Origin of the sequence: Geodermatophilus sp. CPCC 205506 (assembly GCF_051383635.1) — a bacterium.
GTDB lineage: Bacteria > Actinomycetota > Actinomycetes > Mycobacteriales > Geodermatophilaceae > Geodermatophilus.
This window is the reverse complement of sequence record NZ_JALPKP010000013.1, coordinates 91195-112533: the sequence shown is the minus strand read 5'-3', so window position 1 is coordinate 112533 and position 21339 is coordinate 91195. Positions and strand designations below refer to the sequence as shown.

Here is a 21339-nt window from a genome sequence, read left to right as displayed (position 1 = left end):
GGGCACAACGACCACATCACCGCCGCGGTCGACCTCCGCGAGGCCACCGGCGCGCCGATCTGGCTCAACCCGGCCGACCTCGTGCTGTGGCGGGACGTCCACCCCGGCGCCCTGCCCGACCGTCCCGTCGGTCACTGCACCGGGTTCGACGTCGCCGGGACGCAGCTGGTGTCGGTGCACACCCCCGGCCACAGCCCCGGGAGCACGTCGCTCTACGCCCGGGACCTGAACACGGTCTTCACCGGGGACACGCTCTTCTGCGGCGGCCCCGGCGCCACCGGGCGGTCCCACAGCGACCGGCCGACCATCCTGGGGTCCATCCGCTCGCGGCTGCTGACGCTGCCGGCGGACACCGTCGTCAGGACCGGCCACGGCCCCGACACGACGATCGCCGCGGAGGTGTGCCGTGTCGCCTGAGCATCCTGGGGTGGCCTGTCCGCCGAGATCACCGGGCACCGGTCGATCCGCCCGGCGGCGGTCGGAGGACGCCGTCCTGGCATCGGCGCTGCGCGAGGCGAGCTACGAGGTGCTGCCGCTCCGGAACGCGGAGGAGTCGGTCGTCGAGCACGTCCCTCGGCACGTGCCGCTGACCATCACGACGACCGAGGCCAAGGGGCTGGCGCCGACCATCGAGCTGGCCGAGCGGCTCTCCGGTCACGGGTTCACCGCCGCGCCGCACCTGGCCGCCCGGCTGGTCCGGGACAGGGCCCAGCTGACCGACATCGTGGCCCGCCTGCGCGCCGCCGACGTGGACGCCGTGTTCGTCGTCGGGGGCGACGCCGCCGAGCCCGCGGGGAGGTTCCCCGACGCGCTCAGCCTGCTCCAGGAACTGGAGACCGTCGGCCACCACTTCCGGCACGTGGGGATCGGCGGCTATCCCGAGGGGCACGGGCACATCAGCGCTGACCTGATCGAACGCGCCCTCGAGCGGAAGGCCCCGCACGCGACGCACATCGTCACCCAGCTGTGCTTCCACCCCGCCACGACGGCGGCCTGGGCCCGGCAGGTCGAGCTGCGGGGCGTCGACCTGCCGATCCGGATCGGGCTGCCCGGCGCGGTGACCCGCCAGAAGCTGGTGCGGATCTCGGCCGGGCTCGGGCTCGGCCAGTCGGCCCGGTTCCTGGCCAAGCAGCACAGCATGTTCTGGCGCTTCTTCCTGCCGCACGGCTACCGGCCCGATCGCCTGCTCGAGCGCCTCGCACCCGCTCTCGGGCAGCCCGGGCACAACCTGCAGGGCTTCCACCTCTTCACCTTCAACGAGGTGGCGCGGACCGAGGCGTGGCGGCAGGCGTGGCTGGCCCGCCTGTCGGACACCGGGTCGGAGGACCGGTGAGCGGAGCGCCCGTGCCGCACGGTGACGTGTCGTACGGGGGCGTCACGCTCCTCGCGTCACCGGACGGCGGTCGCTACCCCGGCGGGCACTCGCTGCTGATCAGCGGGACCTACGGCACCGTGCTGGTCGACCCCTCGATCGAGGTCCACCGCCGCGGCCGGTCGCCGGGCGGCGTGGACCTGATCGCCGTCAGCCATGCCCACGAGGACCACCTGGCGGGACTGCACCTGTTCCCGGACGTGCCCGTGCTCGCCCACCCCGCCGAGGTCGGCGCCGTCCGCTCCCCCGAGGTCCTGCTGGCCGGCTTCGGGATGGGGGCCGACGAGGCCGAGGAGTTCCACGGCCGGCTCCGGGACACCTTCCACCTCACCGAACGCCGCGACGTCGTCCCGTTCGAGGACGGCGACGTGCTGGACCTCGGCGGCCGGACGGTGACCGTCGTGCACCTGCCGGGGCACACCGCGGGCCACTGCGGCTTCCTCGTCGAGCCCGACGGGTTCCTGTTCGTGGCGGACATCGACCTGACGTCCTTCGGCCCCTACTACGGCGACCTCTCCAGCAGCCTGGAGGAGTTCGAGGCGTCGATCGGCCGGCTGCGGGACGTCGAGGCCCGCTGGTACGGCACGTCCCACCAGATGGGCGTGATCGAGGGGCGCCCGGCCTTCCTCGGCGCCCTGGAGCGGTTCACCGCGGTCATCCGACGTCGCGACGAGGTCCTCCTGGAGCTGCTGCGGCAGCCCCGGACGCCGGCGGACGTCGTCGCTCATCGGCTCGTGTACCGGCCGCACGTCCGGCTGCCGATCGTCGAGGCGGTCGAACGGCGCACCGCCCTGCTGCACCTGGCCCGACTCGAGCGCCTCGGCCGGGTCGTCGCCACCGAGGACGGCTACCTCGCGGTCTGACGGACGCGGCTCCGGGGCCGGGAGACGTCGCCCCCCGGCCCCGGAGCCGCGCCGGTCAGCGGTTCAGCGCGACAGCCGCTGCGTCAGCCAGTCGTGGAAGGCACCGATGTGGTGCTCGGAGGGCACCAGCACGCCGCCGTTGGCGTAGGCACGGGAGGACATGGCCGGCTGGGTCCGCTCGCACGCGGCGAAGTCCTGCTCGTTGACCCGGTGGAAAAGCTCCACCGACCGCGTCACGTCCCTGCCCGACTCCACCACCTCGTGCGAGTACAGCCAGTCGCACTCGACGATCGTCCGGTCGGCCGAGACGGGGAACATGCGGTGGAAGATGACGTGGTCGGGCACCAGGTTGACGAAGACGGTCGGCCTGACCGTGATGGCGTAGTAGCGCCGGTCCTGGTCCTCGTCGACGCCCGGCAGCCGGTCGAAGCCCTCGCTGCCGTCGACGGTGAAGCCCTTGACGTCGTCCCCGAACTCCGCGCCGTGCCCGACGAAGAACTGCGCCGCGTAGCCGTCGGCGAACTCGGGGAGCACCTCGGTGAGCTCCGGGTGGATCGTCGCGCAGTGGTAGCACTCCATGAAGTTCTCGATGATGAGCTTCCAGTTCGCCTTGACCTCGTAGGTGACGCGGCGCCCCACGGACAGCGAATCGATGTCGTAGCGCTCGATCGCCTCCACGCTCCCGAGACGCTCGACGATGGCGCCCACGACGTCGTCCTCGAAGGACGGGGGCTCCTTGGCCAGGCACACCCACGCGTACCCCAACCACTCACGCAGCGCCACCGTGACCAGGCCGTACTCGACCCGGTCGATGTCGGGCATCTTGGTCAGGTTGGGGGCCGCGATCAGCTTGCCCTCGAGGTCGTAGGTCCACGCGTGGTACGGGCACCGGAAGGCCCGGTTGGTCGCGCCCGAGTCCTCCGTGCAGATCTGCGCGCCGCGGTGCCGGCAGATGTTGAGGAACGCGCGCAGCTGCCCGTCCCGGCCGCGGACCACGAGGACGCTCTCGCTGCCCACCTGGACCTTCTTGAACGAACCCGGCTTCGCCAGGTCGCCCGACCGCACCGCGCAGAACCACATGTCCTCGAAGACGTGCGACTGCTCCAGCGCGAACACGGCGGGGTCGGTGTAGTAGTGGCCCGGCAATGTGGAGATGAGGCTCGCGGGCTGTTCGGTGGTGGTCATACGGCACCTCGGGGTTCCGTCGGGCGTCGGGAGGACACGCCGGAGTCGGACAACACAGGTCTGTGATCAACCGCGGTCGCCGTCCGCCAGCCAGCTCCAGGCGACCGATGTGTTGCACATTACACAGCCAGTCGCGCCAGACGCAACACTTTGCGTCACGTCCTCGACGGGGAACGCGAACGAAGCGGGCGGCCCCGCGCCACGACCGATCGGCGGTCGGTGGGCGGTGCCGACCCGCTGCGCCGCACCGGGCGACGATCGGAACGGTGCCGCGGACCTGACGGTGTGTGCACACAGCGCGCCATGACGCCGAACCGATGGCTCCGTGTGCCCACATCGCGACCGGAGGGGCGCGGAGAGGTCGGAGTGACGTCTCCACCACCGCGGCAGCGCCCCGCCGGATCAGTCCGGCTGACCGAAGAAGCCGAGCCTCCTGCTCAGCTCGTCGGCGCCCGCCACCACCCGCCGGGCGAGCCGCGGGAAGTCGTGCGCGTCCATGCGGAAGGACGGCCCCGACACACTGAGGGCCGCGATGAAGTCCCCATCCGCACCCCGGACGGGTGCGGCGACGGCGCTGAGCCCGACCTCGTACTCCTCGACCGTCGACCCCCATCCCTGCTCGACGATCCGGTCGAGCTCCCGTTGCAACGCCTCGGGGTCGGTGATGGTCGCCGGGGTGAAGCGCGGCAGCTCGCGGGAGAGCACGTCCTTGCGGACGGCGTCGGAAGCGTGGGCCAGGAGCACCTTTCCGCTCGACGTCGCGTGCAGGGGGGTGCCCTGCCCCACCCAGTTGTGGGTGCTGAGCGCCGCCGGCCCGCGGACCTGGGTGACGTTCACCGCACGGTCGCTGTCCAGGATGGCGATGTTGACCGTCTCCCCGAGATCGACGGCCAGTTCCTCGCAGATCCGCCGGCCCTGCTGGGCGATGTCCAGCTGCGCGGCGGCGGCGCCGGCCAGGCGCACGACGCCGAAGCCCAGCCGGTACTTGCCGCGGTCGGCCAGCTGCTCGACGAAGCCGCGGCTCTCCAGCACCGCGACCAGGCGGAACGCCGTGGACTTGTGCACGCCGAGCTCGGCCGCCACCTCCGTGACGCCGGCCTCCCCGTGGGCCGCCAGGATCTCGAGGACGCTCAGCGCGCGGTCCACCGACTGGACCGCGGCGACCGAGTTCCGCTCTCCGTTCGCACCCTGCGGCCCAGTCATGACCTCAGCGTAGGTCCCGGCCCGGGGAGCACCGCCAACCCTCTTGACGACCCCATGGTGCGCGACGATGCTGTTGCGTCAGAAGCACCGAGTTGCGGCAAGAGCAACAATCTCTCTCTGGAGCGTCCCATGATCCCGGTCTGCCCCACGACCACGTTGCCGCCCGGCGAGGCGACCCGCGTCGAGGCCGACGAGCCCATCGCGGTCTTCAACGTCGACGGCGACTTCTACGCGATCGACGACACCTGCACCCACCAGGACGCCTCGCTGGCCGATGGCTGGTTGGACGGGTGCGCCGTGGAGTGCCCGCTGCACGCCTCGTGCTTCGACCTGCGCACCGGGAAGGTGTCCGGACCACCGGCCAAGACCCCGGTCCGCACGCACCGGGTCGTCGTGCAGGACGGCATGGTCTTCGTGCAGCCGGGGATCCCCGTGGACGGTGCGGCATGAGCCCCACGGTCGCCGTGGTCGGGGCCTCCCTGGCCGGCCTCTCGGCCGCCCGCGCGCTGCGCGAGCAGTCGTACGACGGCCGCATCGTGGTCATCGGCGACGAGGTGCACGCCCCGTACGACCGCCCGCCCCTGTCCAAGGAGTTCCTGGCCGGCACGGCGTCGCTGGACGACGTCGCACTCGGCACACCCGACGACGACCAGCTCGGCATCGAGTGGCGGCTGGGCACCACGGCCGTCGGCCTGGACCACCTCGGCCGCTCGGTGCTGCTGAGCGACGGCAGCGCGGTCCGCGCCGACGGCGTCGTCCTCGCCACGGGCGCTCGCGCGCGGCGCCTGCCCGGCAGTGAGGGGCTCGACGGCGTGCACGTGCTGCGCTCTCTGGACGATGCGATCGCCCTCCGGGACGACCTGGCCGCCGCCGAGCGGCTCGTGGTGATCGGCGCCGGCTTCATCGGGGCCGAGGTCGCCTCCACCGCCCGCGGGCTGGGTCTCGACGTCACCGTCGTCGAGACCCAGCCCGTTCCCCTCGCCGGTCCGCTTGGCGCCGACATGGGGGCCGTCTGCGCCGGGTTGCACGCCGACCACGGCACCCGCCTGCTGGCCGGTACCGGGGTCGCCGGGCTGGTCGGCTCGGGCCGGGTCGAGGCCGTCGAACTGACCGACGGCACGCGCCTGCCCGCCGACGTGGTCGTCGTGGGGATCGGCGCCGTGCCCAACACCGAGTGGCTGGCCGACTCGGGCGTCGCCCTCGGCAACGGCGTCCTCACCGACGCCCGTGGAGCCACCAACGTCCCGGGCGTGGTGGCCGTCGGCGACTGCGCCGCGGCGTGGTCGGCCTCGGCGGAGCGGCACGTCCGCATCGAGCACTGGACGTCGGCGCTCGAGCAGCCGGCCACCGCGGTGGCCACCCTGCTGGGCGGGGCCACACCGGCTCCCACGCCGGTGCCCTACTTCTGGTCCGACCAGTACGGCGCCCGCATCCAGTTCGCGGGATCGCGCCGGGAGGGGGACGTCGCCCGTGTGGTGGAGGGCAGCTGCGCCGACCGCAGCTTCCTCGTCGTCTACGAGCGCGACGGGAACCCCGTGGCCGTCCTCGGCATGAACCAGCCGCGCCTGTTCACCCGCTGGCGCCGCCAGCTGCGCTCGGCCGTGCCGACGGCCTCCTGACCGACCGGCCGGGCGGCTGCCGACGGCGCTCCCGCGGCGCGGCGACCGCGGCGCCGGCCACCAGGCCCGCGGCGGCGAGGAGGGTGGCCGGCGTGCCGGCGGCTTCGGCGAGGACGCCGAGGAGGGCGGCGCCGGCGGCCTGGCCGGCGGTCAGGGCGATGAACAGGAGGGCCGTGGCCTGCGCAGCCGCCTCCGGCACGCGCCGGCTGGCCCAGGCGATGAGCACGCCGCTGAGGGCCACGAAACCGCAGCCGAACAGCGCCAGCGCCCCCGCGGCGACTCCGACGCTCCCCGGCCGCCAGGCGAGCAGCACCGTGCCGACGACGGTGAGGCCCGCGGCGACCAGCCAGGCGGTGGAGAGGCCTGCCACGCGCACGACGCTCCCGCTCAGGCCGCCCAAGAGGGCCGCCGCACCCAGCAGGCACCACAGCATCCCGGTGACCTGGGTGGACAGCCCGCTCGCGGTCGTCGCATCCGGACCGAACGTCCACACCCCGGCCCCACCCGCGCCCGCGAGCACACTGGCGGTCAGCGGGCGGAGGATGCGGCGCGGCCGTGGTCCGGGGCCCGGCCGACCGGGCTCGGCTGCGGGTCGGCGCCAGCAGGCGGATCGGTCGGCCCACCACGTCACGAGCAGTGCACTGGCGGCGAAGCCGAGCCACGCCCACCGCCACTCCCCCGGCCAGACCAGCACCACGAGGCCGCCGGCGCCCACTCCCGCACCGGTGCCGCTGTTCACGACCGCCTGGGACCGTGGCTCGGCCGGCGGCGACACCGTCCCGGCCACGGCGGAGACCAGCGCCGGACTGGCAGCTCCCGCTCCGCTCCCGGCGACGAGCGCCCCGACGGCGAGGACGAGCACCGACTCCGCGGCAGCGACGACCAGCGAACCCGCGGCTGCACTGACACCGGCCCACCACAGGGCGCGCCGTGCCCGGCCCCCATCGACCAGGCGCAGGCCCAGGACGGCGGCGAGGCAGTAGGCGAGGTAGCTGCCGGCGGCGATGCCGCCGGCCACGCCGGAGGTCAGCCTCAGGTCCGCCCTGAACTGCGGCAGGTACAGGCCGAAGCCGTACCGGGTCAGGCCGTAGGTCACGGCGATGACCAGCAGCCCGCTGACCACGAGCCGATGCGGCGCGTGCCGGTCGCCAGGGGTCTGAACCTGACGTAACGATCGTTTCACCATAACGATCGTTATGCTAGGTGCGTGGTCTCCCCCACTGCGAGTCGACCGGCCCGGGAGCGGCTGCTCGACGCTGCCGGCGAGCTGTTCTACGAGTCGGGCATCGCCGCGACCGGGGTGGACGCCGTCCTGGCCCGCGCCCGGGTCTCCCCGGCGACCCTGTACGCGCACTTCTCCGGCAAGGACGGATTGGTGGCCGCCTACCTCGAGCGTCGCTTCCGGAGCTGGCAGCAGGCCTGGGACGACGTCCTCGACGAGCGGACCGAGGGGGTCGACCGGCTGCTGTCGGTCTTCGACGCGGTCGTGCGGTACCGCGAGGCCGAGGGCAGCCGCCGCGGGTGCGCGTTCCTCGCCGCAGCGACCGAGCTGCCGCCGGGGCATCCCGGCCGGCAGTGGCTGGACGCCGACTCCCGGCTGCTGACCGATCGGCTCCACCGGTTGGCCGAGGCCGCCGGCGCCGACGACCCCACGGGGATCGCCGACGGCCTGCTGGCCTTCTACGACGGGGCACTGGCGCGCCTCGCGCGCCAGGCGGCCACCTCCGGACTGGACACCGGCGACCCGGTGGGCCGCGCCCGGCAGATGGCGGCCGACTGGCTTGCGGGCCGGATGCGTCCCGTTCGCCCGTCCGCCTGAGCCCGGCGGCGCGGCGCCGGAACCGCAGAGAACGGCCGCCCGGCGGGGGAGCTGACTCGTGCAGCTCCACCGCCGGGCGGCCGTCTCCTGCGGGTCGGGACCTAGTCGCGCGGGTCCTGCGGACGGCCGATGGCCTCCGCCTTCGGCTGACCCTGCGCAGTGACGGGCGCACCTCCCGCCGGCGACACGACGTTGCCGCCCGGACTGACCGACAGCTGGCCGTTCACCCCCGGGCTCGTCGGGGGCGTCTGCGCCGCGGCGTCCGATGGTGCCTTCGCCGTCTTCTCCACCACCAGGACGAAGTCGTCGCCGTGCCGGCTGATGCCGTCGACGACGGCCTGCTCGATCGCCAGGTTGGCGTAGGTGCCCCGCAGCACGATGGGATCCCGCCGGAGGTCCTTGACCAGGCTCACCGCCATCGCCGCCATCACCAGCGCGAACGGCAGGGCGGCGATGATCGTCAGGTTCTGCAGCCCGGTCAGGGCGGCGCCGTCTTCGCCCAGGAGCAGCATGATCGCGGCGACGGAGCCCATCACCACGCCCCAGAAGACGACCACCGAGCGGCTCGGTTCCAGGGTGCCGCGCTGCGAGAGCGATCCCATGACGATGGAGGCCGCGTCCGCACCGGAGACGAAGAAGATCGCCACGAGGATCATCACCAGCACGGTCGCGGCGGTGGCCAGGGGGTACTCCCCCAGGACTGCGAACAGCTGCCCCTCCGTGGTGCCCTGGCCGGCGACGTCGAGGCCGGCGCGCTGGGCGGCGATCCCCGCCCCACCGAACACGGCGAACCACAGGAGGCTGACCAGGCTGGGCACCAGGAGCACGCCGGTGACGAACTGCCGGATGGTGCGGCCGCGGCTGATGCGCGCGATGAACAACCCGACGAACGGCGTCCAGCTGATCCACCAGGCCCAGTAGAAGACGGTCCAGCCGCGGAGCCACGCGGCCATCGGGTCACCGCCGGTGGCCTCGGTGCGTGCGGCCATCTCGCCGAGGTCGGAGAAGTAGCTACCGACCGCGTCGGGGATCAGGTTCAGGATGAAGATCGACGGGCCCAGCACGAAGACGAACAGCGCGAGCACCAGGGCCAGCACCATGTTGATGTTGGACAGCCACTGGATGCCCTTGGCGATGCCCGAGACGGCGGAGGCGACGAAGGCGGCGGTCAGCACCGCGATGATGCCCACCAGGACGCCGTTGCCGACGGGTCCGACCCAGCCGAGGATCTCCACGCCGCTGCCGATCTGCAGTGCGCCCAGGCCGAGGGAGGCCGCCGACCCGAACAGAGTCGCGAAGATGGCCAGGACGTCGATGATCCGGCCGGCCGGGCCGGCGGCCCGCCGCTCGCCGAGCAACGGGATGAAGGCCGAGCTGATCAGCTGACGGCGGCCCTTCCGGAAGGTTCCGTAGGCGATGGCCAGCCCGACGACGGCGTACATCGCCCACGGGTGCAGCGTCCAGTGGAACAGCGTGGTCGCCATCGCCGTCTGGATCGCCTGCGACGACTCGGCCTCGGTCGTGAGCGGCGGCGGGGAGACGAAGTGCGACAGCGGCTCGGCGACCCCGAAGAACATCAGCCCGATGCCCATGCCGGCGCTGAACATCATCGCGATCCACGAGATCGTGCGGAACTCCGGCCGCTCGTCGTCGCGCCCCAGCGGGATGCGCCCGTACTTGCCGGCCGCCAGCCAGATCACGTAGATGACGAACGCCGATGCCAGGAGCACGAACAACCAGCCGAGATTGCCGGTGATCCAGCCGAGAGCCGACCCACTCGCGGTGCCCAGCCCCGTGGGTGACGCGAAGCCCCAGACGACGAAGCCCAGCGCCATGGCCGCGGCGACGGCGAACAGGACCCTGTCGACGGCCCAGTGCCGGTCGGCCACGCAGGGTGGCGTCTCGGCGAGGGCCGGGTGAGTCCCTGCCGCAGACACATCCGTCGCCTCGACGGTGGAGCGCTCCGTCCCTGGTTGGCCGGCGCCGTTGACAGACGTCGGGTCAGTCTCCACGGCCTCCGAGCGGCTCGGTGGGCCGGAGGGCGAGGGTTGCTGGTTGCGCGGCTGCTCCATGACACTCCCATCGTTGTTGCGTCATTCGAGACCGACTTCGCATGAGGGAACCAGAGGCCCGGTCGCGGAGCAAGGGTCCTCAGTGATTTTCCGCACAGATCCGCCTCGCGGGACCCTGCCGAGAAAAACGAGCACGAGTGCATGTCGAGGACGCCGGGCAGCAGATGTTGGCGACCCTGTCGGTGTTCGTCGACGGGTGGACCGTCGAGGCGGCCGTGCACGTCTCCGACCTCCCGAGGACCGGGCACTCGACGTGCTCTGCGCGCGCAGCCGGGGGACCATCGACGTGACCGAGCCGGGCCGCGGTTCGGCATGCTCGCCTCGGTCCAGGAGCTCGCCGCCGAACGGCGCCACGCCGAGTACTTCGGCGCACTCTCCCGGCAGCTGGCCGCGGCACGCCGTACGGGAGCTCTTCCTGGACCTCCACCGCCGGCTCGGCCCACTCGCCGAGGAACGCCTCCGCGCCGTCATCGCCCCCCACTCGCCGGAGGCCGCCGCCCTGGTGACCCACTTCGTGACCGCGCCGACCGAGAAGTGAGGGACGCGGAGGCGGCCCTGCCCCGAGAGCCGTCCGGCAGCCGCGCGACCAGGAGCGCGGCACACTACCGGCAACCCGAGCGTCCTCGACCGAAGGAGTCAGCTGTGCCCGGACCTGAGGTGATCACGACCCGGATCGGCATCGTGGGCGGGGGCCCGGCCGGACTGATGCTCTCCCACCTGCTGGCGCAGGCCGGCATCGACAACGTGGTGGTGGACAACCGCGACCACGAGACCATCCGGACCACCCACCGCGCCGGCATCCTCGAGCACGGCAGCGTGTCCATGCTGGTCGACTCCGGCGTCTCGGACCGGGTGCTCACCGCCGGGCACAAGCACGAGGGCATCGACCTGCGCTTCGGCGGTCAGAGCCACCGCATCGACTTCACCGACCTGGTCGGCGAGGCGGTGTGGCTCTATCCGCAGAACGAGGTCTTCACCGACCTCGCCGCTGCGCGTCGGCGGGACGGCGGCGACGTCCGGTTCGGCGTCTCCGACACCGCCGTCGCCGACCTCACCGGCACCCCGCGCATCTCCTTCACCGACGCCGACGGCGTCGCCCGGGAGATCCGGGCCGAGCTGCTGGTCGGCGCCGACGGCTCGCAGGGCATCACCAAGTGGGCCATCCCGGCCGAGCACCGCACCGACAACTTCATCGAGTACCCCTTCGCCTGGTTCGGCATCCTGTGCCAGGCCCCGCCGAGTGCCGAGGAGCTCATCTACGCCCACTCCGAGCACGGCTTCGCGCTGATCAGCCAGCGCGACGCGAACATCCAGCGGATGTACTTCCAGTGCTCCCCCGACGAGGACGCCGCCGCCTGGTCGGAGGACCAGATCTGGGCCGAACTGCAGCGGCGGGTCGCCGGCCCCGACGGGCTGGAACTGAAGCAGGGGAAGATCTTCGACAAGACGGTGCTGAAGTTCCGCAGCTACGTCTGCGAGCCCATGCGGTACGGCAACCTCTTCCTCGCCGGCGACGCCGGGCACACCGTCCCGCCGACCGGCGCCAAGGGCCTCAACCTGGCCTTCGCCGACGTCCGCGTGCTGTTCGAGGGCATCGAGTCCTGGGCGTCCACCGGCTCCCGGGACCTCCTCGACCGCTACAGCGACCGCGCCCTGGACCGGGTGTGGCGGGCGCAGAACTTCTCCTACTGGATGACCTCCATGCTGCACACCCGGCCCGACGGGAACCCGTTCGACTTCAAGCGCCAGCTGGGCGAGCTCACCAGCGTGGTCACCTCCCGCCACGGATCGGCCTACCTCGCCGAGGCCTACACCGGCTGGCCGACCCACTGACCCGAGGACGCCGGCCGGGTGGGGCCGGCCGGCGCCGGCGGCCCCTGACCGTCAGGCGGGCGGTTCACCGCCCGTGTGCGCGAAGGTCTTGTTGACGATCTTCCAGCTGCCCTCGATGCGGCACAGGCTGAGGAAGTCCACGAAGGAGACCGTGCCCCAGTAGCCCTCCTCGGCGACTGTCGCGGTCGCCACGTCTCCGAGCTGGGTGACCGAGAGGATCCGGCTCCGGTAGTTCCCGGTGTCGGCGGGGTCCTTGGCCGACATCTCGAAGAGCTTCCGTATGGGCACGTCGTAGCGGGTGCCGGCGAGGTCGCCGAACATCCGGGCGTCCTGGTGGAACGCCTCCTGCAGCTTGGCGACGTCTCCGGTCGCCTCGCCGTCGAGGCACAGCTGGACCACGGCGCAGATGGCGTCGTGGTCATCGATCGACGACTTCTGGGTCACGTTCAACGTCGACATGGTGGCCGCCCTTTCGCGCTGTCCGCATCGACGGCGCCAACCTAGACCCGCCCGGGCGCCGGGAACAGCCATCCCGTTCGGCCCGCGACCGACGCGCCACGCGCTCCAGCCGGACACCGACGTCTGCGGCTGTGGGCGCTGGGTGGTGCCCGTCGTGCTCAGGCCGCCTGGAAGGACCGCCGGGAGAGGCCGACGCCGTAGCCGTCCAGCGTCGTGAGCACCGGCGCGGTGGGGTCGCTGGCCGCGCCGAGGGCGACGAACAGCGGCGTGAAGTGCTCCACCGTCGGGTGGGCGTAGGGCATCCCCGGCGCGGCGGTGCGGAACCGGGCGAGCTCGGCGACGTCGCCGCGGGCCAGCGCGTCGGCGGCCCAGGCGTCGAAGTCCGCCGACCAGCCCGGCACCTCGTTCTCCAGCCACATCTCCCGTGTGAGGAAGGGCAGGCCGTGGGTCATGTGGCCCGACCCCACGACGAGCACGCCCTGCTCGCGCAGCGGCCGCAGCCGCTCCCCGAGCGCCAGCAGCTCGTCCGGGTCCTCGGTGGGCAGGCTCAGCTGCAGCACCGGGACGTCGGCGGCGGGGTACATGATCTTCAGCGGCACCCAGGCGCCGTGGTCCAGCCCGCGCCGGGCGTGCTGGTGCACCTGCTCGGTGTCCGGCACCAGCCCGACCACCTGCCGGGCCAGCTCGCCGGCGTCGGGGGTGTCGTAGCGGAACGTGTAGTACAGCGCGTCGAAGCCGCCGAAGTCGTACACCAGCTCGCTCGGCCGGGTGGCGCTCACCGCCAGCGGCGCGGACTCCCAGTGCGCGGAGACGACGAGGATCGCCGTCGGCTTGGGCAGCGCCCGGGCCCAGCCGTGCAGCGGGTCGAGCCACTCGCGGCTGCCGAACGGCAGCGGGCCGCCACCGTGAGAGAGGTACAGGCTGGGCAGCGGTCCGTCCTCCGGCGTCCAGACCCGGTGCGGCTGCTCGGCCTCGAGGGATGCGACGCGCCGCAGGTGCGCGGCGAACGGGTGCGCGGCCGGGATGCGGGCGTCGGCGACGGCGGTCGTCGTGGGAGACGTGGTCATGCGGACTCCTCGATGGTCGGAGCGACGGGTCAGACGCGCACGGGCCGTGCGGTCCGGCCGCGGCCGGCGAGCAGGTGATCGACGCTGTGGCGCCCGGCGCCGATGGCGGCGAACAGCAGGGCGGCCGCGCCGAGCACGAGGACCAGTTCGTAGCCGCCCTGGTCGACGAAGAGGCCGGCGCCGGCGTGGACGAACACGAACGCGCCGATCATGTCGACCAGCAGCAGCAGCCCGGCGACGGGAACGGCGAGGCCCAGGACGAGAGCGGCGCCACCGGCGAGCTCGACGACCGCGGCGAACCACGCGGCGGCCGAGGCGGCGGGCACGCCGACCTGGTCGAAGAACGCGGCGGTGCCGTCGATGCCGTTGGTGAACAGCTTCTGCCAGCCGTGGGCGATGAAGACGAGGCCGACGGCGACGCGGGTCGCCAGGAGGGCGAGGTCACGGGCGGGAGGGGGGAAGGTCATGGCGGGTCCTGTCTCTGGCGGGTCGGATGGTCCGGGGAACGCGCTGGTCAGGCGGCGACGGCGAACCCGCCGGTCCAGGCGATCTTCTCGCCGGCGGCCAGGCTGATCTGCAGGAAGCCGAGCGCCTCCAGCTCGCGGGCGCGGCGCAGCGAGCCGGCGTCGATGGCGCGCAGGCCGCCGGCGGTGACGATCGCGGCCAGCTCGGACTTGGCGTCGGTGTCGTCGCCGGCGATCAGCACGGTCGTGGGCTGCTCGCCGACGGTGCCGGAGGCCAGGGTGGCGGCGAAGGTGGTGTTGAACGCCTTGACGACCCGGGACTGGGGCAGCGCCGCGGCGATCTCGGCGGTGGCGGAGCCGTCGGCGGGGACAACCAGGGAGTCGAAGGTCTCCACGTCCACCGGGTTGGTGATGTCCACGACGACCTTGCCGGCCAGCTGCGCACCGCGCTGGGCGATCACATCGGCCACCGCGCCGTAGTAGACGGCGAGGACGACGACGTCGCCGGTCACCGGCGTGTCGGCGTCGTCGCGGCCGAGCAGCTCGACGGTGTTGCCGCCCTTGGTGACGAGGCCGGCGACGGCCTGGCCCATGGTGCCGGTCCCGATGATGCTCACGTGTGCCATGACGGTTCTCCTGCCGTGGGATGATTGGTTGTAGCGACAACCTACGACTACTGTAGCGAACTTGTAGCGACAACTATTCCCGACGAGGATGTGACCGTGGACACTCCCTGGCTCGACCGGCGCCAGCTGCGCGCGTGGATCCGCCTGCGGGCGGTGCTCGAGCTGCTCCCGGGCGTCCTCGACGCGCAGCTCCGCCGGGACGCCGACGTGACGGAGTTCGACTACTACGCCCTGGCGATGCTCTCCGAGGCCCCCGGCCGGACGCTCCGGATGACCGAGCTGGCCCGGCAGACCAACGCCACACTCCCCCGGCTCTCGCACGTGGTGAGCCGCCTGGAGGCCCGGGGCCTGGTGGAGCGCTTCGCCTGCCCCGAGGACCGCCGGGCTACCAACGCCCGGCTCACGGACGCGGGGTGGGCGACGGTGCAGGAGGCGGCACCCGGCCACGTCGCCACCGTGCGGCACCACGTCGTCGACGCGCTCAGCGACGAGCAGATCGACCAGCTCGCCGAGATCGGCGACGCCCTCCTGACCAGGCTGGACCCGACGGGGTCGATGGCCGCGACCTACACCCGCTACGACGACGCGCCCGAGGACGGGACGGCCCGTTGACCGGCGCCGCGATCACCGCCGGCGCGACGACGACCAGCTCCGGCGGCGGCCCAGGACGCCGAGATCCAGAGGCGATCGGCGTTCGGTTCGAGAGCGCGATCAACGACTCCACCGGGTCTGGACCAGGCGGACCGGTTCGCGCCGTCGTCGAGCCGGGTGCGTGGCACGCTCGCACTTGGTCAGCTGGAGTTCGCCTCGCGTCGCTGGATGCGCCACGGCTCAGACGTCGACCGCGACGAGACGCCACCGTCCGCAAGCTGCCCGGCGACCGGTAGATCACCTGGCGGCGCAACGGCACCTTGTCTGGGAAGCGGGTCGCCACCGAGCACGCCGACCTGACCCGGCCGACGCCGGTGTTCGACCTCCCTGCGCTGCAGGGCGGGCACCCCGACCTCTACACCGGTCATCGCGCCCGCGTTCTGTGGGTCCCCACCGTCGGAGGAGGTCCCGTGGACCCCATCTCGAGCGTGCCCGGCATCCGGTGTCGCTCGCGATCGAGGCGCACTTCGGCGGCTGGTCCCAGACCTTCGATGGGTCGGCCCGCTAGTTCCCCCGGTTCCTCACACGATCCCCCTGCATGTCCTCTATCTGAAGTGCCAAGAGGCGCTGCTGACCCGTCCCCAATCGGCGAGCGATGTCGCGCACCTCCTTCGTGTAGGGCCCGTGCTGGCCCGTCTCCAGTCGCAGGTCGACGACTGCGTCGTAGAAGCTGACGACGTCGGTGAAGAATGCGCGAGCCTGCTGCGTCGTACCCGCGGGAGCCACCAGCACCAGCCGCGCCAGCTGAGCGGTGAGTGCACCGAGAAGATCGACCAGTTCCTCACTCGGCGACTGTCGCGTGTACGCCGTTTCGAGGGCTGCCATGGCCTGGTTGAAGTCGGAGTAGATGTCCAGACGCTGGTCGAGAAGCCACCGCTGACGCTCGTGCCGGCGGGTCAGCCAGCCGGTGACCAGGGTGTTGAGCGCAGTCAGTACAGCGCCTGCCGCCGCTCCGCCGAACAGCGCGGCAAGGACCTGTGGGGTCATGTCGCGTGCTCCTCTTCTGGTTCCTGAATCCGGACCTCATCAGCCGTCACCGACCGTACGTACTTCCGCCGACCCCACTCGTCGTGCACGGAATACGTCACCGACGCCCGGAACTCGCCGTCCGGCCACCGCAGCCACACCTGTGCACAACGGCGCGGCGGTCACACCTCGCGTGGTCGCACTCGTTCTGAGACGACGCACGGGACGCACTTCCCGCTCCCCAGTAGGGCTGGACGGGGAAGTCCACCTCGGCCACCCAGCTTCGTCCGTCGGCCAAGGCCCGGACAGGACAGGCCGGCAGCAGGCCGCTGTCGAACTCGACGCCTGATCCGCCGAGGCGCAGCTCTCCACTTCGCAAGCGGTCCGCGGCGCGATCGCCGCCCTGCTCCCGCTCCCGCCTGCGCCCGCTGGCTCGCCGAGCAGCTCGAGAGGTGGACGCACCGCAGCCGGCCGAGATGGCCGACCGCGCCGTCCGCCAGCTCCTCGGGCAGGGCCTTGCCCCGATCCGCCGTCCGAAGCCGGTCCCGGCCCGCGGCTCGGGTGGCAGCTACACCACCCGCGCCGAAAGCGCTCGACGCCACCCGCCGCGCTGTCGCCGCCGCCAGGACCCACCACGGCGACAGCCACGACCTGAAAGCCATGGCCACTCCCCGGCAGCTGACGAAGGTCGCGATCCTCCTGACCGAAGATGGCGTCCGCGTCGGCAGGAGCGCCTGCAGTGGACGAGCGCGATGGTCGGCCGCACGATCGCCTCGAGCACGGAGCTGACCCGCGACGCGGCGCACCGTCGCATCGAGGTCCTGGACGCGCCGCCCGTCGAGCACCGGCCGGCAGTGACCGCGTGACCACCGCACTACTTCTTCGTGCGGGCTTCCCAGATCGCGAAGCCGGCGCTGATGACCAACTGAATCGCCAACGCGATCGTCATCGCAACCCTCCCCGGAGGGTGCACCACGAACGAGCCTGCGAGGACCAGCAGCGAGACAGCCATGAACGCAACGGTTAAGCCGACGTTCATCCCGAGCAGGAGCCAGGTACCCCTGCGCGCACGAGGATCCGACTCAGCCAGCCCGAACCGGTAGTGCGCGACGAGGCTGCCGGTGAGGAAGAGAGGGGACAGCGTCGCGACCAGGACGTAGAAGTCGGCGTACTCGACCATGCTGCGGAGCTTCACCGACGCGCCGCCGCATCCCGCGCTCGACTCGCCGAGCGGTTCACCGGCCGTGACGGGGTCACGAACGCGGCCCGGTGGGCGGTCGTGGACCGGCGGTGCCCCTGCGGTCACCAGTGGCTCGCTCACGAGCACTACCGCGAGGGCACCGACTGCGGGGCCTGCAGCTGCCGCCGCTGGCGTCGCCAGTGGTCGCGATGACTGCGGACCAGGCGGGTGCCTGAGTACCCGGAAACGCACGGCGACCTGGCGGGCGAACTGGCCGAGCAGGTTGCCGGCCGATGGGCCCGGAGCAGGTCGACATCCTGACGCGATCTTCGCGGAGGACGAGCCGGACGTTTCCGGTGTACTTCGAGGTGGGCCAGGTCGCGCCGCGCCAGAACCTGAAGACGGCGACGCTGGAGGGCGCGGCGCTGCATGGACGTGTTCATCCTCGGCCAGTCGCTGCACCTGTGGACGGCGCACCTGTGCTCGACGACCCAGAAGTCCATCGAGACGATGACTGCCCTGGTCGGTGGGTGCGAGGACCTGCGCCGGCGGCGTGTGTGGCCGCCGCGTGAAGCGCACGGTGAGCTGGCGATTGAGCTCCTGACCGGGGAGAAGATCGAGTTCCGGGCCCGGGCGCGTGGCGGTGGCCATGGCTGCGCCGGGGTCGCCCGGGATCACCTTCGACGAAGCGCTCTTCCCCGCGCGGACGGCGATGGGTGCGCTCCTGCCGACGCTGGCGACGGTGCGCGACGAGACCCACTCGATGCCGACCGACTCGTTGCTGACCCTGCTCGTCGACTGATCCACCGACCGGCTCAGTCCAGGCAGTACGTGGCCACCTCGGCCGACCCGAGGTCCGGCCGGTCGTAGACGGCGACGAACTGCTGCGCGTGCTCGGCGGTGGCGAAGTACACGGCCACCCGGTTGTCGTCCGGGGCCAGGCCCAGCTGCTCCGCGGCCCCCTGGTCGCACCCGACCGAGCCGATGCCGGAGCCGGTGTACCCGAGGCCGTTGGCGTACGACTCCGTCTCGCCCAGCAGGTGGGCCTGCGACTCGTCGAACGGAGTGCCGACGGCCAGGTAGACCGCCCACACCCGCGCCCCCTGGGTCGGGACGACCTCGGGCGGGAACCCGCCACCGGTGTCGCCGCCGCTCGATCCACCGTCGGCCGGGGTCTGGTCGTCGGGCGCCGCGTCGACCGTGCCGGCGTCGGGCGGCCCGGCCGGCTCGGCCGGCTCGTCGGTCGCGGGTGCGGAGGTCCCGACCGTGGCGGTGGGGCGGTCGTCGGCCCGCGGGGTGGTGCCGGAGCCGGCGTCGCCGCCGCAGGCGGCGAGCACCACCGCAGCGGTCAGCAGCGAGGGGACGAGGGCGGAGCGGTGCATCGGAGACCTCCTTGTTCTCGGGGCCGTAAGAGATCGCAGGCACACCGAGGGTCACCAGGGGTCGTCGTGCGCGGAGTCGCCAGAGTTCCGCGTTCCCCCTCGGCAACAACCGCCGCAGTCGTCATCCGGCCGGTACGACCATCGGGCCGGTCTCTCCGCCACGCGAACCAGTGGTGACGAGGAGTGACGACCGCTGCGGGGTACGGGCCGCCCTCAGCCGTAGTCGTCGTAGAAGCCGCGGCCGCTCTTGCGCCCCAGGCGCCCCTGCTCGACGTACTCCCGCACGAGCCGCCGCGGCCCCTCGGGGATCCCCTCGCGGACGGCGGCGTAGTGCTCCTCGATGGCCAGGACGACGTCCAGCCCCACGACGTCCATCAACCGGAAGGGCGGGGTGCCCGGCCGGGTGAACAGCTGCCACATCCGGTCGACGTCCTCAGGGGAGGCCACGCCCTCCTCGACCACCATGAGGCACTCACGTTTGATGGCCGCCCAGATCCGGTTGAAGATGAACCCGTCGCTCTCCCGGCGCACGCGGAAGGGCACGAGCCCGTACCGGGGCAGGCGCTCCATCAGCGCGTCGACCACCGCCGGGTCGGTCCGCCCGCAGGACATCAGCTCCACGGCGTTGTGCTCCGGCGGTGACTGGAAGTGCGCGTTGAGCACCCGCTCGGGGCGCGCCACCTCGCCGATCACCAGGCTGGTCGGGATGGACGACGAGTTGCTGGCGAGGACGGCGTCGCTCTCGGCCAGCCGGTCCAGCTCCCCGAAGACGGCGGTCTTCGCGTCCACCCGCTCGGGCACGGCCTCGACCACCAGCCAGGCGCCGGTCACGGCGTCCCGGAGGCCCTCGGCCGACGACACCGTGCCGCGCTCCTCGTTGGCCAGCCCGAGGGCCCGGTGGAACTCCTCGACCGAGGCCAGGGCGTAGTCGCGCGCCGCCTCCCGCTGCTCCTCGGAGAGGTCGGTGAGGCGCACGTCCGTGCCGCCCGCGGCCAGCGCGGCGGCGATGCGCCGACCCAGGGCGCCCGCCCCGACGACGGCCACCGGCCGCCGATCGGCGTCCTCGGGGAACACGTAGCCCATCGCGGCCCTCCTCGTGGCGGTCGAGGCCATGAGCCTCGCAGCCCTCCCGGCACGGCGCACGCGTCCCGGTGGCAGGAGCGGTCCACCCCGCCCGTGGGCCGGCGGAACTGTCCGACCCCACCGGTAGGCATGACCTCCCGGCGAGGACGACGGCAGCAGGGGCCCGCCCGAGGAAGGGATCGATGGGGTGGTGCACGTGGAGACCAGGGAACCCCCGCACCGCATCCGGCTGAGTCGGGCGCGGGGCTGGCGCAAGCCGCCTGGCGCGGTGGTCGTCGCCCGGCCCACGCGCTGGGGCAACCCGTATCGCGTCGGCACCACCTACATGTGGCCGGCCGGCGACGAGGACCGCGGCTGGCCGGTCCCCACCCATCGCGAGCCCGGCGAGTACGCCGACGGCTTCTGCGTCGTCCGCTGCCCGGACGTGGCGACCGCGGTGCGGTGGTTCCGTCGCTGGGCCGACGGCGACTACAGCGTCCAGGCCCGACGTGTCCTGCGCGGTCACGACCTCGCCTGCTGGTGCCCACTGGACCAGCCCTGCCACGCCGACGTCCTGCTCGAGCTGGCGAACAGCTGACCGCCCACCGCCGCGAGCGCCGGACCACGGTGGGACTGGTCTGGAGGGTGTAGACCTGTGCTGAGTGCGCCCGTGCGCTGAGAGGGGAACGAATGGCGACCAACCGGCCTGACCCGGGCGATTTCCTCGAACTGGCGCAGCGGATGCTGCGCGAGCTGTTCGGCGAACCGCGGAGTGATGACGAGCCGTGGGCGGAGGCGACCCGTCGTCCGCGCGAGCGCAGCGGCGGCCCGCACGGCGACCGCGAGCCCAGCGCCGAACGGCAGCGCGAGAACCTCACGTTCGCGCTCGGGACGCGCGCCGTCGAGGCGCTCGAGGACCTGGCGCTCAACGTCGCGGCGATCCGTCAGCGCCTGGAGCGCATGGACACGCCCGCCTCGGGGGTGCGGCTCGACAAGGAGAAGCGCGGCCCGGACGGACCCGACACCGCCGGGTCGTGACCCCGATCCGTCGCCGGCGGGCTCAGACGATGCGCAGCGAGATGTGCACGTCCTCGGGGGCGGTGTGGGTCATCGCGACGATTAGATCGAGAGCCATCTCCTCGAGGTCGTCGATGCTGTCCGCCTGGGTGGTACCGACCCCCGGGACGTCGATCACCCAGTGGTCGCCCTCGGCGATCGCGGTCGCGGTGTAGTCGGCCATACGTCCTCCTCGAGTAGCCACAGGCAGGGTGCTGCCGAGTCGGCTCGCCGGCCGACTGGTGATCGGCCCGCCCGCGCTCGGTGACCGCCCCACCGCGGACGGCCGCGGCCGGCTCGCCCTCGCTCGTCCAGCGTGAGCTCCATCCGGCCGCTCCGGCCGCTCCGGACGACCCGGCTGGTCTCCGCGCCGTCGAGGCTCGTCCGCAGGTGTCGATGGGGACCGCTCACCCCGATGATCCTCGCTCGGGCTCGGGCCTCCCCGGAAGTGCCGCCCCGG

Annotated in this window: 24 protein-coding genes; 11 read left to right on the top strand and 13 right to left on the bottom strand. The window is 72.6% G+C overall.

The window, feature by feature from the left end; genetic code table 11:
• The 3 genes from MY520_RS09945 to MY520_RS09935 form a co-directional block, all read left to right on the top strand.
• The coding region (locus tag MY520_RS09945; RefSeq protein ID WP_436691927.1) for an MBL fold metallo-hydrolase at positions 1–417 on the top strand (417 nt) is incomplete at its 5' end.
• Between the two features lie 10 nt (positions 418–427).
• Positions 428–1333, top strand: coding sequence for a methylenetetrahydrofolate reductase (locus MY520_RS09940; protein WP_436691926.1), 906 nt, complete (start codon positions 428–430; stop codon positions 1331–1333).
• The gene (locus MY520_RS09935; protein ID WP_436691925.1) at positions 1330–2235 is read left to right on the top strand and encodes an MBL fold metallo-hydrolase; all 906 of its coding nucleotides are present in this window, start codon (positions 1330–1332) and stop codon (positions 2233–2235) included. The genes MY520_RS09940 and MY520_RS09935 overlap by 4 nt, the downstream gene beginning before the upstream one ends.
• Before the next feature lie 63 nt (positions 2236–2298).
• Here the strand turns inward: MY520_RS09935 and MY520_RS09930 are convergent, their stop codons facing one another.
• Entirely contained in the window at positions 2299–3420 is a 1122-nt protein-coding gene (locus MY520_RS09930) for an aromatic ring-hydroxylating oxygenase subunit alpha (protein ID WP_436691924.1), read from the bottom strand.
• A 402-nt stretch (positions 3421–3822) separates the two neighbouring features.
• A complete protein-coding gene (locus MY520_RS09925) occupies positions 3823–4623 on the bottom strand; it encodes an IclR family transcriptional regulator (RefSeq protein ID WP_436691923.1) in 801 nt (266 codons plus the stop codon).
• Positions 4624–4752: 129 nt separating this feature from the next.
• On the opposite strand from MY520_RS09925, the gene MY520_RS09920 reads away from it, so the two are divergent.
• Positions 4753–5073 carry a bifunctional 3-phenylpropionate/cinnamic acid dioxygenase ferredoxin subunit gene (locus MY520_RS09920; RefSeq protein ID WP_436691922.1) on the top strand — a complete coding sequence of 107 codons (321 nt, stop codon included), beginning with the start codon at positions 4753–4755 and terminating at the stop codon, positions 5071–5073.
• Positions 5070–6242 carry an NAD(P)/FAD-dependent oxidoreductase gene (locus MY520_RS09915; RefSeq protein WP_436691921.1) on the top strand — a complete coding sequence of 391 codons (1173 nt, stop codon included), beginning with the start codon at positions 5070–5072 and terminating at the stop codon, positions 6240–6242. The genes MY520_RS09920 and MY520_RS09915 overlap by 4 nt, the downstream gene beginning before the upstream one ends.
• Here MY520_RS09915 and MY520_RS09910 read toward each other — a convergent pair.
• Positions 6193–7365, bottom strand: coding sequence for an MFS transporter (locus MY520_RS09910; RefSeq protein ID WP_436691920.1), 1173 nt, complete (start codon positions 7363–7365; stop codon positions 6193–6195). The genes MY520_RS09915 and MY520_RS09910 overlap by 50 nt on opposite strands.
• Before the next feature lie 84 nt (positions 7366–7449).
• On the opposite strand from MY520_RS09910, the gene MY520_RS09905 reads away from it, so the two are divergent.
• Positions 7450–8061: a TetR/AcrR family transcriptional regulator gene (locus MY520_RS09905; RefSeq protein ID WP_436691919.1), complete on the top strand. Its 612-nt coding sequence runs from the start codon at positions 7450–7452 to the stop codon at positions 8059–8061.
• Positions 8062–8162: 101 nt separating this feature from the next.
• Here MY520_RS09905 and MY520_RS09900 read toward each other — a convergent pair whose 3' ends face one another.
• Positions 8163–9950 (bottom strand): BCCT family transporter, encoded by a 1788-nt coding sequence (locus tag MY520_RS09900; protein WP_436691918.1) that lies wholly within the window; start codon positions 9948–9950, stop codon positions 8163–8165.
• An 825-nt stretch (positions 9951–10775) separates the two neighbouring features.
• On the opposite strand from MY520_RS09900, the gene MY520_RS09895 reads away from it, so the two are divergent.
• Complete coding sequence (locus MY520_RS09895) at positions 10776–11966, top strand: 4-hydroxybenzoate 3-monooxygenase (protein WP_436691917.1); 1191 nt, start codon at positions 10776–10778, stop codon at positions 11964–11966.
• A 51-nt stretch (positions 11967–12017) separates the two neighbouring features.
• Here MY520_RS09895 and MY520_RS09890 read toward each other — a convergent pair whose 3' ends face one another.
• The 4 genes from MY520_RS09890 to MY520_RS09875 all read right to left on the bottom strand — a co-directional run bounded on the left by MY520_RS09890 (position 12018) and on the right by MY520_RS09875 (position 14582).
• A complete protein-coding gene (locus tag MY520_RS09890; protein ID WP_436691929.1) occupies positions 12018–12410 on the bottom strand; it encodes a nuclear transport factor 2 family protein in 393 nt (130 codons plus the stop codon).
• A gap of 173 nt (positions 12411–12583) precedes the next feature.
• Positions 12584–13492, bottom strand: coding sequence for a dioxygenase family protein (locus MY520_RS09885; RefSeq protein WP_436691916.1), 909 nt, complete (start codon positions 13490–13492; stop codon positions 12584–12586).
• 29 nt (positions 13493–13521) lie between these two features.
• Positions 13522–13959, bottom strand: a complete 438-nt coding sequence (locus MY520_RS09880) for a DoxX family protein (protein WP_436691915.1) — start codon at positions 13957–13959, stop codon at positions 13522–13524.
• Positions 13960–14006: 47 nt separating this feature from the next.
• A complete protein-coding gene (locus MY520_RS09875) occupies positions 14007–14582 on the bottom strand; it encodes an NADPH-dependent F420 reductase (RefSeq protein WP_436691914.1) in 576 nt (191 codons plus the stop codon).
• 96 nt (positions 14583–14678) lie between these two features.
• Here MY520_RS09875 and MY520_RS09870 point away from each other — a divergent pair, with 96 nt between their 5' ends.
• Positions 14679–15194, top strand: a complete 516-nt coding sequence (locus MY520_RS09870) for a MarR family winged helix-turn-helix transcriptional regulator (protein ID WP_436691913.1) — start codon at positions 14679–14681, stop codon at positions 15192–15194.
• Positions 15195–15737: 543 nt separating this feature from the next.
• On the opposite strand, the gene MY520_RS09865 is transcribed toward MY520_RS09870, so the two are convergent.
• Complete coding sequence (locus MY520_RS09865; RefSeq protein WP_436691912.1) at positions 15738–16220, bottom strand: hypothetical protein; 483 nt, start codon at positions 16218–16220, stop codon at positions 15738–15740.
• Between the two features lie 853 nt (positions 16221–17073).
• Positions 17074–17520 (bottom strand): hypothetical protein, encoded by a 447-nt coding sequence (locus tag MY520_RS09860; protein WP_436691911.1) that lies wholly within the window; start codon positions 17518–17520, stop codon positions 17074–17076.
• A 508-nt stretch (positions 17521–18028) separates the two neighbouring features.
• Between MY520_RS09860 and MY520_RS09855 the strand changes: the two genes are divergently transcribed.
• The gene (locus MY520_RS09855; RefSeq protein WP_436691910.1) at positions 18029–18181 is read left to right on the top strand and encodes a hypothetical protein; all 153 of its coding nucleotides are present in this window, start codon (positions 18029–18031) and stop codon (positions 18179–18181) included.
• 13 nt (positions 18182–18194) lie between these two features.
• Here MY520_RS09855 and MY520_RS09850 read toward each other — a convergent pair whose 3' ends face one another.
• Together MY520_RS09850 and MY520_RS09845 are read right to left on the bottom strand one after the other, a co-directional pair.
• Positions 18195–18761 (bottom strand): hypothetical protein, encoded by a 567-nt coding sequence (locus tag MY520_RS09850; RefSeq protein ID WP_436691909.1) that lies wholly within the window; start codon positions 18759–18761, stop codon positions 18195–18197.
• 213 nt (positions 18762–18974) lie between these two features.
• Positions 18975–19844, bottom strand: coding sequence for a 3-hydroxyacyl-CoA dehydrogenase family protein (locus MY520_RS09845; RefSeq protein WP_436691908.1), 870 nt, complete (start codon positions 19842–19844; stop codon positions 18975–18977).
• A gap of 187 nt (positions 19845–20031) precedes the next feature.
• On the opposite strand from MY520_RS09845, the gene MY520_RS09840 reads away from it, so the two are divergent.
• Positions 20032–20421, top strand: a complete 390-nt coding sequence (locus MY520_RS09840) for a DUF4326 domain-containing protein (protein WP_436691907.1) — start codon at positions 20032–20034, stop codon at positions 20419–20421.
• A 92-nt stretch (positions 20422–20513) separates the two neighbouring features.
• Positions 20514–20861, top strand: coding sequence for a hypothetical protein (locus MY520_RS09835; RefSeq protein ID WP_436691906.1), 348 nt, complete (start codon positions 20514–20516; stop codon positions 20859–20861).
• A gap of 22 nt (positions 20862–20883) precedes the next feature.
• Here MY520_RS09835 and MY520_RS09830 read toward each other — a convergent pair whose 3' ends face one another.
• On the bottom strand, positions 20884–21063 hold the full coding sequence (locus tag MY520_RS09830; protein WP_436691905.1) for a hypothetical protein: 180 nt from the start codon (positions 21061–21063) through the stop codon (positions 20884–20886).
• Between the last annotated feature and the right edge of the window lie 276 nt (positions 21064–21339).